Below are 17620 nucleotides of genomic sequence, written 5' to 3' on the forward strand. Positions count from 1 at the left end.
TCAGGGCGTGAGAGCCCATTCGCAACCTGAAATATACGAAAATGCCCCTTTTCAAGAGTATTACTATATGCTCATAGTGTCTGCGTCACGCTGACATCATCTATGGGAGGAATAAGATGAGAAAAGCTCTCGCGACAGCTACTGTCGCCGTTTCGCTGTGCCTTGCATCAAGTGTTTCCGCAAAATCGCTGACCGTCGGCTTCTCGCAGATCGGTTCGGAATCGGGCTGGCGCGCTGCTGAAACCACCGTCACAAAACAGCAGGCCGAAAAGCGCGGCGTAACGCTGAAATTTGCCGACGCGCAGCAGAAGCAGGAAAACCAGATCAAGGCCGTGCGCGGCTTTATCGCGCAGGGCGTCGACGCAATCCTGATTGCACCTGTGGTCGCAACGGGCTGGGATGCTGTCCTGAAGGAAGCCAAGGAAGAAAAAATCCCTGTCATCCTGCTCGACCGCCAGATCGAGGCTCCTGACGACCTTTACCTGACAGCCGTCACGTCCGATCAGGTGCATGAAGGCAAGGTTGCCGGCGACTGGTTGGTCAAGGATGTCGGCTCCAAGGATTGCAAGGTGGTAGAATTGCAGGGCACGACCGGTTCGTCGCCCGCCATAAACCGCAAGAAAGGCTTCGAAGAAGCCATTGCCTCGCACAAAAACATCAAGATCGCGCGCTCACAGACGGGTGACTTCACCCGTACCAAGGGCAAGGAAGTGATGGAAAGCTTCATCAAGGCCGAAGGCGGCGGCAAGGATATCTGTGCCGTTTACGCCCATAATGATGACATGGCCGTCGGCGCAATCCAGGCCATCAAGGAAGCCGGTCTGAAGCCCGGAACCGACATCAAGGTCGTCTCCATCGACGCCGTGCCTGATATCTTCAAGGCCATGGCGGCCGGTGAAGCCAACGCCACCGTCGAACTGACGCCCGATATGGCAGGCCCAGCCTTCGACGCGCTCGAAGCCTACTTGAAGGACAAGAAAGAGCCGCCGAAGTGGATACAGACCGAATCCAAACTTTACACGGCATCTGATGACCCGATGAAGGTCTACGAGGCGAAGAAGGGTCTGGGTTACTAAGCCATTCTTCGGAGGAACGGCACATGACTGTGCCGTTTCTTTCTGCTGAAGAGAAGGAAACTTCTCCGATTTTTGTCTGCTGAATGATCACGTATGGAGCGGGCGGACGCCGCTTGTTCTTCTCCCCGCCGGGGAGAAGAACAAGCGGCAGCGGGATGAGGGGGCGACGGTAGCGATAGGCCGAGAGCTAGCCCACTCATCCGGCCGTTCGGGCCACCTTCTCCCCGGCGGGGAGAAGAAATACGCCGCTCGATACACGATTATTCCAAGACCCATTGTAATGCGGAACCTGCTCAATGTCCGAAACGGCACCACTTCTGGAAGCACGCGCCATCGGCAAATCCTTTCTGGGGATCACAGCGCTTGATGGCGTTGATTTTACGCTTAGACGCGGCGAAATCCATGCCCTCCTCGGCGAAAACGGCGCAGGCAAATCGACGCTGATCAAAATTCTGACGGGCGTCTACAGCCGCGGCAGCGGATCCGTCTTTCTGGAAGGCAGCGAAATCTCCCCCGCGAATGTGGGTGAAGCGCAGGCGCTTGGCATCGGCACCGTCTATCAGGAGGTCAACCTTCTCGAAAACCTCACCGTCGCGGAGAACCTCTACCTTGGCCGCCAGCCGCGGCGCTTCGGGATGATCGACCGCAGCACGATGCAAAAGAATTCAAAGGCGCTGCTTGCCCAGTATGGGCTCTCCATCGACGTCAACGCCCTGCTTTCCAGCTATTCCGTCGCCATCCGCCAAATCATAGCCATTGCGCGTGCCGTCGATCTTTCCGGCAAGGTGCTGGTTCTCGACGAGCCAACGGCCAGCCTGGACGCCCATGAAGTCGGGATGCTTTTCGGGGTTCTGAAGAAGCTGCGCGCCCGGGGCATCGGCATCGTCATCATCACTCACTTTCTCAATCAGGTCTACGATATTGCCGATCGCGTGACGGTGCTGCGCAATGGTCGTCTCGTTGGCACCCGCGACATCGGCAATCTGCCGAGGCCGGAACTCATTTCCATGATGCTCGGCCGAGAGCTTCAGCACATCACCCACGAACATCAGGCAACTGACGACACCGTTGTTGAAGGCGAGCCACCGATCCGCTTCGAAGGTTATGGAAAACGCGGCAGTATCGCCCCCTTCGATCTCGGCATCCGGCCCGGCGAGATCGTCGGCATCGCCGGTCTCCTTGGTTCTGGCCGAACAGAAACTGCCTTTCTGCTGTTTGGCATAGACCGTCCCGACACCGGCGTTGCGACGATCGACGGCAAGCAGGCGGCCATCTCGTCGCCGGAGGCGGCAATCTCCGCGGGCTTCGGCTTCTGTCCCGAAGAGCGCAAGACGGATGGGATTATCGGCGACTTCTCCGTTACCGATAATATCGCGCTGGCGCTTCAGGCGAGACAAGGCTGGGCGCGCCCTCTTTCGCGACGGCAGAAGGCGGAGCTTGCCCAAAACTTCATTAGGTCGCTTGATATCCGTCCTGCAGATCCGGACCGGCCGATCAAGTTCCTTTCAGGCGGCAACCAGCAGAAGGCAATTCTTGCCCGCTGGCTCGCTACACAGCCGCGACTTCTGATCCTCGATGAGCCGACACGCGGTATCGATATCGGCGCGCATGCGGAAATTCTTAAAATGATCGAAAAGCTCTGCACCGAGGGCATGTCGCTCGTCGTCATCTCTTCCGAGCTGGAAGAGCTGACGGCCGTTGCGCACCGGGTTATCGTCCTCTCTGACCGCCGCCACGTCAACGAATTGAAGGGCAGCGAGGTGACCGCGGATAACATCATGCGCGCCATTGCCGATGCGGCGAAAACGGAGGCGGCATGATGGTGGCGGTGACACGACGTCTCAAAAGACTTGCGCCGCAACTTGCAGCGCTGTTCATCATTCTGGCCGCGATAACAATCATTTCGCCCGGCTTTCTGAATGTTTCGCTGCAGAACGGTCGGCTTTATGGAAGCCTGGTCGACATTCTCGTGCGTGCCGCTCCCGTGGCGCTTTTGACCATTGGCATGACGCTGGTCATCGCCACCAAGGGTATTGATCTTTCCATCGGCGCTGTCATCGCCATCTGTGGCGCGGTCGCGGCCACGCTTATCAGCAATGGTTATTCCATTTCCTCGGTCATCGCCATCTCGCTTGCGGTTGGCATTGTCTGTGGCGTTTGGAACGGGGTGCTGGTCGCTCTTTTGGACATCCAGCCGATTATTGCCACGCTGATCCTCATGGTGGCGGGGCGCGGCATTGCCCAGCTCATAACCGAAGGCGTCATTCTCACCTTCAATAATGACAGCTTCGCCGCCATCGGCTCAGGCTCATTTGGGGGGATCCCCCTGCCGGTCATCATCTGGGTGACGGCGGCGCTGGTTATCGGTCTTCTCGTGCGCAAAAGCGCGCTCGGCTTCCTGATCGAAGCAACCGGCATCAACCGTCGCGCCGCGGCATTGGCCGGGGTGCGGGCACGCTTCCTATTGTTTTTCGTCTATGCCGTTTCCGGCCTCTGCGCCGCCATAGCCGGTATGATCGTGACCGCCGATATTCGCGGTGCGGATGCCAACAATGCCGGGCTGTGGCTGGAGCTCGATGCGATCCTGGCGGTCGTGATCGGCGGGACATCGCTGAATGGCGGCCGCTTCTCCATCACCGCATCGCTGATCGGGGCATTGATCATCCAGACGATCAATACCGGTATTCTCGTCTCGGGCTTTCCGCCGGAATTCAATCTCATCATCAAGGCAGGCATCATCATGGTGGTGCTGACGCTGCAATCGCCGGCGATCATGGCCCTGCTTGGTTTCGTGAAGGCGCCCAAGCCACAGGCCAAACCGGCTGCTACGAACGGCATCACCAAGGAAGGAACCGTGCGATGATCCATAGCCGCAATCTGCCGTTCCTCACCACACTGACGATCTTCGTGGTCGCCTATCTGCTATGCGTGCTGCAATATCCGGCGATCTTCTCGACGCGGGTGATCGGCAATCTTCTGACGGACAACGCTTTCCTCGGCATCGCCGCTGTCGGCATGACATTCGTCATCCTGTCGGGTGGCATCGACCTTTCGATCGGTTCGGTCATCGCATTCACCAGCGTTTTCGTGGCGGTCATGGTGGGCACCTATAATCTCCACCCCCTGCTGGCCTTCGCGATCGTGCTCGCTATCTCGACGCTGTTCGGATGCCTGATGGGGGCGATGATCCGCTTCCTGTCGATCCCGCCTTTCGTGGTGACGCTCGCGGGCATGTTTTTGGCACGCGGCGCAGCTTACCTCATTTCCACCCAGTCAGTGCCGATCTCGCACCCCTTCATCGACGCGATACAGGGCTTCTATTTCCGCTTTCCAGGCGGCGGCAGGCTGACGGCGCTCGCCATGCTGATGCTTGTCGTCTTCGCGGCCGGCATGTTGATCGCCAGCCGCACCCGGTTTGGCGCCAATGTCTATGCGCTCGGCGGCAACCAGCAGTCGGCAGAACTGATGGGCGTCCCGATCGGGGCGACGACTATCGGCATCTATGCGCTCTCGGGTTTCCTTTCGGGTCTCGCCGGCATCGTTTACACGCTTTACACGTCGTCGGGTTATTCGCTGGCGACGGTGGGCGTGGAGCTGGACGCCATCGCAGCCGTCGTCATCGGCGGCACGCTTCTGACGGGCGGCACAGGGTTGGTGGCGGGAACCTTTGTCGGCCTGCTGATCCAGGGGCTGATCCAGACCTACATCGTTTTTGACGGGACGCTGTCTTCCTGGTGGACGAAAATCGTCATCGGCGTGCTGCTTTTTGTCTTCATCGTGTTGCAGCGCGCAATCATCTGGTATTCAAACAGGAGAATGGCCGGACCGCATCCGGCATAACGCAAACGGAGGCTTTATTGGGGCTGCTCGAAACGACGATTAGCGGACGAAAACGCCGGAACAGCCACGCCCATGTGGTTTCCGAACTCGGCAGCGCCATCGTCTCGGGCCGGATTGCGGAAGGCTCCCTGCTGCCCAATGATGCCGAACTCTCGCTACGTTTCGGTGTCTCGCGCACCGTGCTGCGGGAGACCATGAAGACGCTGGCAGCCAAGCGGCTGGTTGAGCCCAAGGCCAAGGTGGGCACGCGGGTTCTTGATCGCTCCAGCTGGAATTTCTTCGATCCTGACGTGCTGGGATGGCGGTGCGAGGCCGGTATTGATCAGGAATTCGTCACCCATCTGGCGGAAATCCGCCTCGCGCTGGAGCCGGCTGCCGCCGCGGCTGCAGCCCTACAGGCCTCCAACGACGATATCGTCTCCCTCTACGTCATCGCCGCGAAATTCGACAATCCGAAACATACGCCGGAAAGTATCGCGAAGGTCGATCTCGAATTCCACCTTGCCGTGGCGCATATGTCCGGTAATCCCTTCATGCGCTCGGCAAGCGGCCTGATTGAAGCTGCGCTGGCCATTTCGTTCCAGCTGTCATCACCGGCCGCTTCAACCGGCACCATCGCCGAAATTGCTTCCAACCATCTGCGCATCGTGCATGCAATTGCGGCGCGGGATGCCGATGCCGCGGTGAAGGCCATGCGTCACGTTATCGAGGTGGGCAAGGACAGGACACAGAACGCGATCAAACCGATCTAGAGCTTCCGCCCTCGCGAGTGGGAGGTGGTACGACAAGGGTGACATCCCGGCGTTTTCATGCTAGGAATTTTATATTCCTTAACTTTGCGTCCACATCTGGAAACAAGCATGAATGATGCCCTCACCGAAATGTTGCGTGGCCTGCGGCTTGACGGGGTGGAATATGGCCGGTGCCGAATGGCTACCCCATGGGCGACGGCCTTTCCCGAGCAGGAAGCGGCACGGTTTCATTTTATCGGTGTTGGCCAGGCGAAGTTGCGCAAACCGTCCGGCGAGTGGCTGACGCTCACATGCGGCGACGCGGTGCTTCTTCCCCGAGGCCACGCGCATGTTCTTGGCAGCGGCGAGACCGTGACACCTTCTCCTTTTGATAACTTCGGCAAGAAGGAAGTCTGTCAGGGTGTCTTCGACCTGCAATGTGCCAGTGCCGGCGGGGATACGATTGCCTTTACCGCCTCGATGCGTTTCAACATGGACAATCTGCATCCCCTGCTCCAGATGATGCCAGATGTGATGTTGACCAGCGACCTCGCCAAGAGCGATCCAGCCATTCCACACCTGCTCGAAGCCATGACGCGCGAGGTGGAGTTGAACCGCGTCGGTGCGGGCGGCATTCTGGCAAGGCTTGCCGACGTGCTGACGGCAACGTTGATCCGCACATGGGTGGAACATGGCTGCGGCGATTCGAGCGGCTGGCTTGCTGCCGTGCGCAATCCGGAACTCGGACGGGTGCTGGCGGCCATCCACCTCAACCCCGAAAAAGACTGGAACGTCGAGGAACTTGCGTCCTTGATGGGCGCATCCCGTTCCAGCTTTGCTGAACGTTTCACACGTATCGTCGGGGAAAGCCCCGCCCGCTATGTCGTGCGCGTACGCATGCATCAGGCACGCCTGTGGCTGCGCGAGGGAATGCGCGTGACAGTGGCGGCGGAAAAGCTCGGTTATGACTCCGAAGCTTCGTTCAGCCGCGCGTTCAAACGTGTGATCGGCGCGCCGCCCAGCCAGTTCCGCAGGAAAGACGCGGTGGCGCTGGAGGATGCCGCCGCCTGAACGGCTCAATGAAAATCGCGGGATTTCACCCGGATTTCCTCTCTTTCATATTCCTCCAGATCCGGCGAAGGACGCTTTTTGAGATCGCGCCTGTCCAGATGGGATATGCCGCGATGAAACTCGTCGCCACGCCCATGGGGCAGCGGAAAAGCATGATTTCGCTCCCCGACGCTCGCCAGTTCTCCCGAAAGATCGGTCAGCCGGTGGGCGACCAGATGCACAACCTCGCCTTCGCGCTGAATCTTGCCGTAAATGCCGACCATGCTGCCTGTTAACACCACGCGGCGGTACTTTTCGAAGGTTTTCACCCATAGCACCGCATTGGCAATGCCCGTCTCGTCCTCCAGCGTCATAAAGATCACGCCCTTTGCCGAACCGGGACGCTGGCGCACCAGCACCAGGCCCGCTGTTTCCAGCCACGCGCCATCCCTTGATCGATAGGCTTCAGCGCAGGTGACGATGCGACGGCTCGAAAGATCACGACGCAGGAATGTCATGGGATGCTCCCGAAGGGTCAGCCCCACATGGCCATAATCCTGCACGACCTCGCCGCCATCAGTCATGGCGCGAAGCGCCACGGAAGGCTCCTGAAGCTCTTCGATAACGGCGTTTTCCCTAATGGCGGCAGCGGCAAAAAGCGGCAGAGGCTCATCCCGCAAGGCCTTGATGGCCCAGAGTGCTTCGCGTCTGGCAAGGCGAAGCGACGGCAAAAAGCCATCGGCTTCGGCAAGGCACACGAGGGCAGCGACCGGAACACCTGCCCGTCGCCACAGATCATCCACGGAGGCAAAAGGCCGATCCTGCCGCGCCGCGACGATTTTTGCGGCGTGATCATTGGCCAGACCCTTCACAAGACGCATGCCAAGCCGCACGGCATAACGTTCTTTGCCCTCCGCATTTATCTCGCCTGTCGGCTCAAGTGTGCAGTCAAACCGGCTTTCATTGACACAGACCGGGCGAACCTCCACCCCATGATCGCGCGCATCGCGCACGATCTGCGCCGGGGCGTAAAAGCCCATGGGCTGCGAATTCAAAAGCGAGGCACAGAAAATATCCGGATGATGGCACTTCAGCCATGCGGAGGCATAGGCAATCAGCGCGAAGGACGCCGCGTGGCTTTCCGGGAAACCATAACTGCCGAACCCTTCGAGCTGTTTGAAGATGCGTTCGGCGAAGTCCTTGTCATAGCCGCGTCCGACCATGCCATCGATCAAATCCTGCTGGAACTTGGAGATGGTGCCGACATTCTTGAAAGTCGCCATGGCACGGCGCAACTGGTCCGCCTTGCCCGGCGAAAAACCGGCGCATTCGATAGCAACACGCATCGCCTGCTCCTGAAACAGCGGTACGCCCAGCGTCTTGCCCAGAACGCGTCGCAATTCCTCCTTGGGATAATGGACCGGCTCCTTTCCCTGTCTTCGACGGAGATAGGGATGAACCATATCGCCCTGAATGGGACCGGGACGAACGATAGCCACCTGGATAACGAGATCATAAAATTCTTTCGGCTGTAGGCGAGGCAGCATGGACATCTGCGCCCGGCTTTCAATCTGAAAGGTGCCAAGCGTATCGGCCTTCTGGATCATTGCGAACGTCGCGAGGTCCTTGGCTGGCATTGACGTGAGGTCGTATTTCTTGCCTGTCCGCTCCTCCAGCATGTTGAAGCCGCGCTTCATGCAGGAAAGCATGCCGAGCGCCAGGCAATCCATCTTCATGAATTTGACGATATCGATATCGTCCTTGTCCCACTCGATGATCTGTCGATCATCCATGGCGGCAGGTTCAATCGGCACCAATTCATCGAGCCTATCGTGCGTGAGAACGAAGCCGCCGGGATGCTGGCTATGATGTCGCGGCGTGCCGACGAGCTGGTTGGCAAGCTCGAAGGCGAGTTGCAGGCGGCGGTCCTCCATATTGAGGTTCAACTCCTTCACCTGTTTTTCGCCAACGCCCTCGCTCCAGCGCCAAACCTGCGATGAAAGCAGTTTCGTCAGGTCTTCGGGCAGGCCCAAAACCTTGCCGACATCCCGCAACGCCCCTCGCCCACGGTAGCGTGTCACGACTGAACAGAGTGCTGCCTTATCCCGCCCATAGGTATCATAGACCCACTGGATGACTTCCTCACGCCGCTGATGCTCGAAATCCACGTCGATATCAGGCGGTTCCCGGCGTTCTTCAGACACGAAACGCTCAAAAAGAAGATCGACTTTCAAAGGATCGATCGACGTAATCCCGAGCACGAAACAGACGACGGAATTGGCTGCGGATCCTCGTCCCTGACATAAAATATCCAGCTTGCGGGCATGCTGCACGATGGCGTTGACCGTCAGAAAATAGGGGGCGTATTCCAGCCTGCCGATAAGACCGAGCTCATGACACAGCGCCTTCTCCACCTTCTCCGGCAAACCATCCGGGTAACGGGTCGGCACCGCTTCCCAGACCATCTTCTCCAGCGCCTGCTGCGCCGTCAGCCCCGGCAGACTGCGCTCCTCGGGATATTGATAGACCAACTCCTCCAGCGAGAACTTGCAGCGTTTGGCAATTTCGAGGCTGCGGGCCAGCGCCTCGGGGTAACGGGCAAACAGCCGGTGCATTTCCTGCGGCGGCTTCATGTAGCGGTCGGCATGGCGCTCACGCCGGAAACCCGCCTCGTCGATCATGCAATTATGCCGGATACAGGTGACGACGTCCTGCAACATACGCCGCTCGGGCACATGGAACAGCACATCATTGGTCACCACAGTCGGCACGCCAGCGGCCTGCGCCATATCAGACAATTCGAAAAGCCGCATCTGGTCGTTGGGGCGTCTTCGAAGACTGAGCGCCATATAGGCCCGGTCGGCAAAGGCGGCCTTCAGTCGCCGCAAACGAAGAGCGCAGAGATCGTCGGCCAGATCGGCCAACAGAACGACGATCTGGCCTTCGCCATAGGTGACCAGATCATCCCATGCCAGTCGGCATTTGCCCTTGCCGCCCCTTTTCTTGCCCACGGAAAGAAGCCGGCAGAGCCGCCCATAGGCCGCACGATCCATGGGATAGACGAGCACCGAAAGATCGTCGTCCAGATCGAGCCGGCAGCCGATCACGAGCCGGATATTGTGATTATTGGCGGCCTCATAGGCACGGGGAATAGCGGCAAGGCTGTTTCGATCAACAATGCCCAGCGCCTCGATGCCGAGGGTTTTTGCCTGTTCGAAAAGCTCGTCGCAGGAGCTTGCGCCACGCAGAAAGGAAAAATGCGTGGTGACCTGCAACTCGGCATAACGCGGCGCACTCATGCGAAAAACCCATGAATAAACCAGCCCTGCGAACCCGTCTCGGCATGCTCGCCGTCACCGGAGCGGAAAATCCAGAAGCGTTCGCCGCTCTGGTTTTCGACCGTGAAATAATCGCGAACGGCGGCCTTTTCGCGGTCTCGTTTCCACCATTCACCAAACACCCGCTCGGGTCCATCGGCGCGCCGCACGAGATGGCGCACGCCCTTCCAGATAAAATAACGCGGCGGATGGTCTGGCAGAAGCGCCATGGTTTCGACGGGTTCAGGCCTTGCCAGCAGCCGCACGGGACGTGGCCAATGACCGGGCCAGCCAAGTTGGTCCTCGGGGGATAGGGCCGCAACTGAAGTAACGGACCGTTCCGGCACATCGCTTGCCACCGCTGCATAGCGATAAACGCGATGGCCGCGGTTGAGGATCACATCCACAGTGCCAGCGATGTCGGCACGCTCCTCGTCCAGCAAGGAAGAGCGGGCCTGGGCGGCGAGAAGCGGTTCCGCATGGGTAGCGGTCAGCACCATCATCTCGATGCCGAAACCGGGATCGATCGTGTCGATGCGGTCGGTCAGAAGCCGAACCAGCTGTTTGACGTCGCGCACCGGTCTTGATGTGCCCGCTCTTATGGCCTGCAGACCGCTATCGACCCTGTGCAACACCAGATCGATCCGGCGCGCGCCAAGGCCACGTTTTTCCAGCGCGACACAAAGGCCGGTAACCAGCTTCTGGGTATAGCGGGCTATCGTCTCCGCCGCCGCGATCGGTTCGGGAAAGGCGCGGCGTACTTCCACCAGATCGGCCACACGAACCGGTTCGATAGGTTCGCCGATCTCCCCGAAAGCCTGCGACAGACGACGGACGACCTCCGGGCCGAAACGCAGGGTGAGCGGTGCGCGCGGGGCTTCGGCAAGATCGCCGATGGTGCGAAAGCCGAGCACCTTCAACCCGGAAACGACACGGTCTTCCAGCCGCAGCGCGGTCAATGGCAGAGCACTGATCGCCGCCCGCTGCCCGTCTGGCGGCACGATGCTGATTTCCTCTCGGTTGAAACGTGCAAGCGCATGAGCGGCCCCCCAGCTATCGGCAATGGCCGCGCGGGCGGCAAAGCCTGCGGCATGCAGACGGTTGACCATGCCGCTCAACATCAGCGTCTCATTGCCGTGCAGATGGTCCGCACCCGCCGTGTCCAGCACCAGCCCATCAGGCGCATCGGCGGCGACGATAGGGGCATAAATGCGCAGGAAATGAAATGCGAGCTGTTGAAGCGCACGGGCATCTCCCGCCGCATCCAGATCTTCCACAAGAAGACCCGGCACCAGCGCCTGCGCCTTGCTGACCGGTGTGCCTGCCCGGATGCCTGCCGCCTTTGCGGCCTTGTCGAGCGCAAGCACCAGCCGGCGGCTGCCCTGGCGACCGATCATGACCAGCGGCTTTTCAGCCGGCGGCGCGTTCTGTCCCAAAAGACGCCGGAAACGATCCGTCGGCCATGTCGGCAGGTAGAGCGAGACGACCCTTTGCATCACAGGCTTCCACTTCAAATTCGGCGCTTTCGCCGCCGCGACATCGTAAGAGTTCCAGCAACCAGCGCGGCCTACCCACACCCGGCACCGGCAAGGGCGCTGAAGGCCGCACGGAGATACGCCAGCGGGTGACGGCCGCTGTCGGTTCACCAAACAGCTTGGCATCGTCCGCACGCCGGAAACGACGGATGGCAAGGCCGGTCACGCCTGATGTTTCCGCCGCCAGTTGCAGTCGCCGGGAAGCATTCATCGGCAGTTTCGCCATTTCACCCATCACCACGCCGAAACCGTTGCAGCGCAGCCCTTCTTCGAAACAGTCGAGCACGCCTTTTTCATCACGACATTCAACGATGATGAGCCGGTTCTGCGACAGGCCCGCCTGCGTCAGACCCGGCATGAACAGATCCCGACGGGTGACGCACCATAAAACCTTGCCGGAAAGCCTTGCCGCCACACCAGCCGCAAAGAGCGCGGCGGCCGCACCATCGGCAGCGCCGTTGCCAGCGCCGCTCAGCTCATGCAGGCAACCAAGCTTGAGCCCGCCTCCCGGCAGGTGATGGTCGATGGCATCCACACCGAAAGGCAAGGTCTCGTGCAGGCGCTGAGCGCCGTTACCGATCCTTTCCAGCCTTTCACGCAGCTCTTCGACAACGAGCAACTGATCCGCGCGCTTTTGCATGGCATGACAGGTTTCAACTTGGGTTATTCATCTTATTGTTCTTGTTTTGTTCCTATTTCAGCAAAGAGTCAAGCAATAGGCTGACGCTCATCAACAGTTTACATGGGGGGACGGGATTCTGCCCTTGCAGCCCTTCGTCCCACCGTTAAAACGGAAGTGTCCGCTCGCCCCGTGTTTACCCCGACAACGGCAACGGACATCATGGTTTGGAGGAACCACCGATGATCGCCAGCATCTTGATTGCCGTGGTTGCGGCCATCCATATCTACATCGTCATTCTGGAAATGCTGCTGTGGGAGAAGCCAGCCGGCCGAAAAGCCTTCGGTCTCTCGGCAGATTTCGCCCGGCAGACAAAGGTACTTGCCGCCAATCAGGGACTTTATAACGGCTTTCTCGCAGCCGGGCTGATCTATGGGCTCACACAGGGCGATGAAGGGTTGAGCTTCAAGCTCTTCTTCCTGAGCTGTGTGCTGGTGGCCGGTATTTTTGGCGCGATCACTGCCAATATGAAGATCCTGTTCATCCAGGCATTGCCGGCATTGTTTGCCCTTGGCTTCCTCTGGCTTGGAGCATGAACCGATGACCGCCTGGAACGATACCTCCGCAAGGGACGCACTCAACCGCATCTTCATGGCCGCCGTCGCCAGCGCCGATCCGGCAAAGGTGTTGCAACACCACCTGCCCTCCCCGCCCAAAGGCCGTTGCGTGGTGGTTGGCGCGGGCAAGGCCTCCGCCGCCATGGCCGCAGCGCTTGAAGCGGCATGGCCAGATGTCGACCTTTCAGGCGTGGTGGTGACACGTTACGGCCATGCCGTGCCGACTGCGCGTATCGAGATCATCGAAGCCTCGCATCCGGTGCCGGACGACAGGAGCGCCGAAGCGGCAAAACGCATTCTCGCCGCCGTTAAAGGGTTGACTGCAGACGACATGGTCATCGCATTGATTTCCGGCGGCGGTTCGGCGCTGATGGTCGCACCCGCCGAGGGAATGACGCTTGCAGACAAGATGGCGGTCAACCGCGCGTTACTCGCCAGCGGCGCGACGATTTCCGAAATGAACGCCGTGCGCAAGCACCTCTCGCGTATCAAGGGCGGGCGGCTGGCACTAGCTGCCAGACCGGCAAAGGTTGTTTCTCTGCTGATTTCCGATGTGCCTGGTGATGACCCCTCGGAAATCGCCTCCGGTCCGACGGTTGCCGATCCGAGCGATATCGAAACCGTGCGGGAAATCGTCGCGCGCTATGCCCTCGATCTCCCCGAAACCGTGCGTCAGGTGCTGGAAAAAGGTGAGGAAACCCCGAAGGCCGGCGATATCGACGAGGATATCCGGCTCATCGCGGCTCCATCGCTCGCCCTGCAGGCGGCAGCGGACGAGGCGGTGATGCTAGGGCTAACGCCTCTTATCCTCGGGGATTCGCTGGAAGGCGAGTCGAAAGATGTCGGTGCGGTCATGGCCGGTATTGCGGTTTCCGCCAGCCGCAAGGGCCTGCCGATCAAAGGCCCGGCCGTCCTGCTTTCCGGTGGCGAAACCACAGTGACGCTGAACAGGGGAGTTGGCGGCAAAGGGCCGGCCGGTAAGGGCGGCCGCAACACGGAATTCCTTCTGAGCCTTGCGCTGACCCTCAAGGGAGCCCAGGGCATCTGGGCTATTGCTGGCGATAGCGATGGCATCGATGGCGTCGAAGATGCTGCGGGGGCCGTGATTACACCGGATACCTTAAAGCGCATGCGCGAGGCGGGGGTCGATCCGCGCCAGTCACTGGTGAGCCATGACAGCTATACAGCCTTCAATGCGACCGGCGATCTCGTCGTAACGGGTCCGACGCTCACCAATGTGAATGATATCAGGGCGATTTTGATCGCGTAGGCTTGATAGCAACCACCGTGTGACGGCGTTTTTGATGCGGCCTGTTCCGATAGGCAACAGGCCGCAAAAGGTCTTCAGTATTAGAGCTTTACCCAGCTGCCATTGTTTTTGCCGGACTCGATGCAGGCCGTGACGAAAGCGACGCCTTTGACCCCGTCATCCACGGTCGGATAAATCACCGCCTTGTCCAGCGCCGATCCGTCGCGGCGTGCCTCGATGGCATGGGCCGCTTCAGTATAGATGGTGGCGAAGGCTTCGAGATAACCTTCCGGGTGGCCCGATGGAATGCGGGTGACGCGCGCCGCCGCAGCCCCTGCGCCTGCGCCGCCGCGGGTGATCAACTGCTTGGGCTCGCCAAGCTTCGTGAACCAGAGATAGTTCGGGTCGGCCTGCGTCCATTCAAGGCCGGCCTTGTCACCATACACGCGAACTTTCAGCCCGTTTTCGTGACCGACCGCAACCTGGCTGCACCAGAGCAGCCCCTTCGCCGCCTGCTTGCCGTCCTTCGGCTTGAAGCGCAGCATCACATGCGCGTTGTCGTCCAGTCGGCGGCCTTCAACGAAGGTGTGTACATCGGCTGCCAGTTCGTCGACTTCCAGACCGGAAATGAAGCAGCCGAGATTATAGGCGTGGGTGCCGATATCGCCTGTGGAACCGCCTGCACCCGATTGTGCCGGGTCGGTGCGCCAGACCGCCTGTTTGGCACCCGTCTGCTCAATGGGCTCCGCCAGCCAGTCCTGCGGATATTCCATCTGTACCAAACGGATATTGCCGAGGGCACCTGACTCCACCAGCTCGCGCGCATGCCGCACCATGGGGTAGCCGGTATAGTTATGCGTCAGGATGAACAGCGCATCGGCCTTGTCGGCCACCTCTTTCAGCTTCTTCGCGTCTTCCAGATTGGAGGTCAGCGGCTTGTCGCAGATCACATGGATGCCGCGCTCGAGAAAGGCCTTTGCCGCCGGGTAGTGGACGTGGTTCGGGGTGACGATAGCCACCGCCTCGATGCCATCCTCTCGCAGCGCTTCCTTTTCGGCCATTTCCTCGAACGAACCGTAGCAACGCTCGGGGTCGAGCCCCAGTTCGCGGCCGGAAGCGAGGGATTTTTCCGGCGTCGATGACAGGGCCCCGGCCACGAGATCGAAGCGATTGTCGAGCCGGGCAGCCATGCGATGAACGCCGCCGATAAAGGCGCCCGAACCACCGCCCACCATGCCAAGACGAATCCGCTTGTTCGCCGCGTCGGTTGTCTTTCCTTCAATAGCCATAATGTTTCCCCTGCAATGCTTTCAAAGCCCAAGCATACGGCGGTTTGCCGCATCGTCGGTGCCGCTGGATGCGAAGTCGTCAAAGGCCTTTTCCGTGACGCGGATGATATGCGCCTTGACGAATTCCGCCCCTTCGCGGGCGCCGTCTTCAGGATGTTTCAGTGCGCATTCCCACTCAACCACAGCCCAGCCGTCGAAGTCATTGGCAGCCATTTTCGAGAAAACCGCGCCAAAATCCACCTGCCCATCGCCTAGCGAACGGAAGCGGCCGGCGCGCTCCACCCAGCCCTGATAACCGCCGTAGACGCCCTGCCGTCCGGTTGGGTTGAACTCCGCATCCTTGACGTGGAACATCTTGATACGATCTTTGTAGATATCGATATTGTCGAGATAATCCAGGCATTGCAGCACATAATGCGAGGGATCGTAGAGCATGTTGGCGCGGGGATGGTTCTTCACGCGCTCCAGGAACATCTCGAAGGTTATGCCATCATGCAGATCTTCACCCGGGTGGATTTCATAGCAGACATCCACACCCTGCTCATCGGCATAATCGAGGATCGGCGTCCAGCGTTTTGCCAGTTCATCGAAAGCGGTTTCCACCAGCCCTGCCGGGCGCTGCGGCCAAGGATAGATGAAAGGCCAGGCGAGTGCGCCGGAAAATGTTGCATGCGCCTTGATGCCGAGATTCTTCGACGCTTTCAGCGCTAGCTTCACCTGCTCGACCGCCCATTGCTGGCGCGCTTTCGGATTACCGCGCACTTCCGGCGCGGCAAAACCGTCAAATGCCTCATCGTAAGCGGGGTGAACGGCGACGAGTTGCCCTTGCAAGTGGGTGGAAAGCTCCGTGACCTCCACGCCGTTCTGGCGCGCAATACCGGCAAACTCGTCGCAGTAATCTTTTGATTCCGCCGCTTTTTTGAGATCGATCAGCTGGCCTGCCCAGCTTGGCACCTGCACACCGGCATAGCCTTTTTCCGCTGCCCATTTGGTAATGCCGTCCCAGCTGTTGAAGGGCGCTGCATCACCGGCAAACTGACCGAGAAAAAGACCCGGTCCCTTGATCGTTCTCATAAAAATCTCCTCCTGCATCGATACAGTTGCGCGGTAACCCGCTCTTTCTCCAGCGCCAAGCTAACCGCTCGTGATTTTCAAACAAGCCCCAAAAGCGGGGGGCAAGAAAATTTCCGTGTTTCATTCAAAAGACGGGAGGCTCTTAAAGCGCCAACCCACTTGCTCTGTCGAATACATGCACGCGCTCATGATGAACGCTTGCGGCAAAGGGCGTGTTGACCTTCACCAGTTGCTCGCCATCAACCACCGCCGTCACTTGATCCCCTGCCAGTTCGAAGACCACATGGGTCTGCGCTCCCGTCGGCTCCACCAGCACCGTTCTGCCGGTGAGCGAGATGTCTCCGCCGATCGCCGAGCCGATATGTTCAGGACGAAGCCCGATCGTTACCGGCTGGCCGCGCGTGACCTTGCGCGAGGCGCCAATGCGGATTGCGGTTCCATCCTTTAGCCGGGCAGCGGGTTGGTCACCCTCGCCATCGACCACGCCTTCGATGAGGTTCATGGCGGGCGACCCGATGAAGGCGGCGACGAAGAGATTGGCCGGCGTCTTGTAGAGCTCAAGCGGCGTACCCTGCTGCTCGACCCGGCCGTGATTGAGCACCACCACCCGGTCAGCCAGCGTCATCGCCTCGATCTGATCATGGGTGACATAGATGGAGGTGGTGCCGACCTTCTGGTGCAGCGCCTTGATTTCGCTGCGCATCTGCACGCGCAGCTTGGCGTCGAGGTTGGAGAGCGGCTCATCGAACAGGAAGACGGCCGGATTGCGCACCACGGCGCGGCCCATGGCCACGCGCTGGCGCTGGCCGCCGGAAAGCTGCGAGGGCTTGCGGTCCAGCAGCTTGCCGAGATCGAGCATGCGGGCGGCTTCCGCCACGCGCTCCTCAATGACGTTTTTCGGCTGGCCGGCGAGCTTCAGGTTGAAGCCCATGTTTTCGGCCACCGTCATATGCGGATAAAGCGCATAGGACTGGAACACCATGGCGATGTTGCGTTCACGCGGGGTCATGCCGTTCACCACCTTGTCACCGATGAGAATATCGCCATCGGTGATTTCCTCCAGCCCCGCGATCATGCGCAAAAGCGTGGACTTGCCGCAGCCAGAAGGCCCGACCAGCGCGATGAACTCCCCATCGGCAATATCGAGCGATATGCCGTGAATGACATCGAGCGCGGCATAGGACTTGCGGATATCCCTAAGTTCGACGGAAGCCATGTTTTGC

Annotated in this window: 14 protein-coding genes; 8 read left to right on the forward strand and 6 right to left on the reverse strand. The window is 59.8% G+C overall.

Annotated features, from left to right (window positions below; all coding sequences use genetic code 11):
- The first annotated feature begins 116 nt into the window (after nucleotides 1–116).
- From ytfQ to ACUTJJ_RS04265, 6 genes are all read left to right on the forward strand, one after another.
- The gene (gene ytfQ, locus ACUTJJ_RS04240) at nucleotides 117–1076 is read left to right on the forward strand and encodes a galactofuranose ABC transporter, galactofuranose-binding protein YtfQ (protein WP_063949970.1); all 960 of its coding nucleotides are present in this window, start codon (nucleotides 117–119) and stop codon (nucleotides 1074–1076) included.
- 296 nt (nucleotides 1077–1372) lie between these two features.
- Complete coding sequence (locus ACUTJJ_RS04245) at nucleotides 1373–2896, forward strand: sugar ABC transporter ATP-binding protein (protein ID WP_445541409.1); 1524 nt, start codon at nucleotides 1373–1375, stop codon at nucleotides 2894–2896.
- Entirely contained in the window at nucleotides 2896–3939 is a 1044-nt protein-coding gene (locus ACUTJJ_RS04250; protein WP_445541434.1) for an ABC transporter permease, read from the forward strand. The genes ACUTJJ_RS04245 and ACUTJJ_RS04250 overlap by 1 nt, the downstream gene beginning before the upstream one ends.
- Entirely contained in the window at nucleotides 3936–4916 is a 981-nt protein-coding gene (gene yjfF, locus ACUTJJ_RS04255) for a galactofuranose ABC transporter, permease protein YjfF (RefSeq protein ID WP_077224909.1), read from the forward strand. The genes ACUTJJ_RS04250 and yjfF overlap by 4 nt, the downstream gene beginning before the upstream one ends.
- Before the next feature lie 17 nt (nucleotides 4917–4933).
- Nucleotides 4934–5668: a FadR/GntR family transcriptional regulator gene (locus tag ACUTJJ_RS04260; RefSeq protein ID WP_063949973.1), complete on the forward strand. Its 735-nt coding sequence runs from the start codon at nucleotides 4934–4936 to the stop codon at nucleotides 5666–5668.
- A 108-nt stretch (nucleotides 5669–5776) separates the two neighbouring features.
- Nucleotides 5777–6718 (forward strand): AraC family transcriptional regulator, encoded by a 942-nt coding sequence (locus ACUTJJ_RS04265; RefSeq protein ID WP_144577836.1) that lies wholly within the window; start codon nucleotides 5777–5779, stop codon nucleotides 6716–6718.
- 5 nt (nucleotides 6719–6723) lie between these two features.
- Here the strand turns inward: ACUTJJ_RS04265 and ACUTJJ_RS04270 are convergent, their stop codons facing one another.
- Genes ACUTJJ_RS04270 through ACUTJJ_RS04280 form a run of 3 tightly spaced genes read right to left on the reverse strand, consistent with a single transcriptional unit; the run spans nucleotide 6724 to nucleotide 12189 of the window.
- Nucleotides 6724–9996, reverse strand: coding sequence for an error-prone DNA polymerase (locus ACUTJJ_RS04270; RefSeq protein ID WP_445541410.1), 3273 nt, complete (start codon nucleotides 9994–9996; stop codon nucleotides 6724–6726).
- Nucleotides 9993–11510: a Y-family DNA polymerase gene (locus ACUTJJ_RS04275; RefSeq protein ID WP_186376838.1), complete on the reverse strand. Its 1518-nt coding sequence runs from the start codon at nucleotides 11508–11510 to the stop codon at nucleotides 9993–9995. The genes ACUTJJ_RS04270 and ACUTJJ_RS04275 overlap by 4 nt, the downstream gene beginning before the upstream one ends.
- On the reverse strand, nucleotides 11425–12189 hold the full coding sequence (locus ACUTJJ_RS04280; RefSeq protein ID WP_144577832.1) for an ImuA family protein: 765 nt from the start codon (nucleotides 12187–12189) through the stop codon (nucleotides 11425–11427). The genes ACUTJJ_RS04275 and ACUTJJ_RS04280 overlap by 86 nt, the downstream gene beginning before the upstream one ends.
- A gap of 221 nt (nucleotides 12190–12410) precedes the next feature.
- On the opposite strand from ACUTJJ_RS04280, the gene ACUTJJ_RS04285 reads away from it, so the two are divergent.
- Together ACUTJJ_RS04285 and ACUTJJ_RS04290 are read left to right on the forward strand one after the other, a co-directional pair.
- Nucleotides 12411–12764: a DUF1304 domain-containing protein gene (locus ACUTJJ_RS04285; RefSeq protein WP_445541411.1), complete on the forward strand. Its 354-nt coding sequence runs from the start codon at nucleotides 12411–12413 to the stop codon at nucleotides 12762–12764.
- Nucleotides 12765–12768: 4 nt separating this feature from the next.
- Entirely contained in the window at nucleotides 12769–14055 is a 1287-nt protein-coding gene (locus ACUTJJ_RS04290; RefSeq protein ID WP_445541412.1) for a glycerate kinase type-2 family protein, read from the forward strand.
- An 80-nt stretch (nucleotides 14056–14135) separates the two neighbouring features.
- Here the strand turns inward: ACUTJJ_RS04290 and ACUTJJ_RS04295 are convergent, their stop codons facing one another.
- From ACUTJJ_RS04295 to ACUTJJ_RS04305, 3 genes are all read right to left on the reverse strand, one after another.
- Nucleotides 14136–15323 carry a Gfo/Idh/MocA family protein gene (locus tag ACUTJJ_RS04295; RefSeq protein WP_445541413.1) on the reverse strand — a complete coding sequence of 396 codons (1188 nt, stop codon included), beginning with the start codon at nucleotides 15321–15323 and terminating at the stop codon, nucleotides 14136–14138.
- Between the two features lie 21 nt (nucleotides 15324–15344).
- Nucleotides 15345–16397, reverse strand: a complete 1053-nt coding sequence (locus ACUTJJ_RS04300; protein WP_063950163.1) for a sugar phosphate isomerase/epimerase family protein — start codon at nucleotides 16395–16397, stop codon at nucleotides 15345–15347.
- Nucleotides 16398–16539: 142 nt separating this feature from the next.
- Nucleotides 16540–17613, reverse strand: coding sequence for an ABC transporter ATP-binding protein (locus tag ACUTJJ_RS04305; RefSeq protein ID WP_445541414.1), 1074 nt, complete (start codon nucleotides 17611–17613; stop codon nucleotides 16540–16542).
- Nucleotides 17614–17620 lie beyond the last annotated feature (7 nt).

Source organism: Agrobacterium sp. DKPNP3, assembly GCF_052686535.1.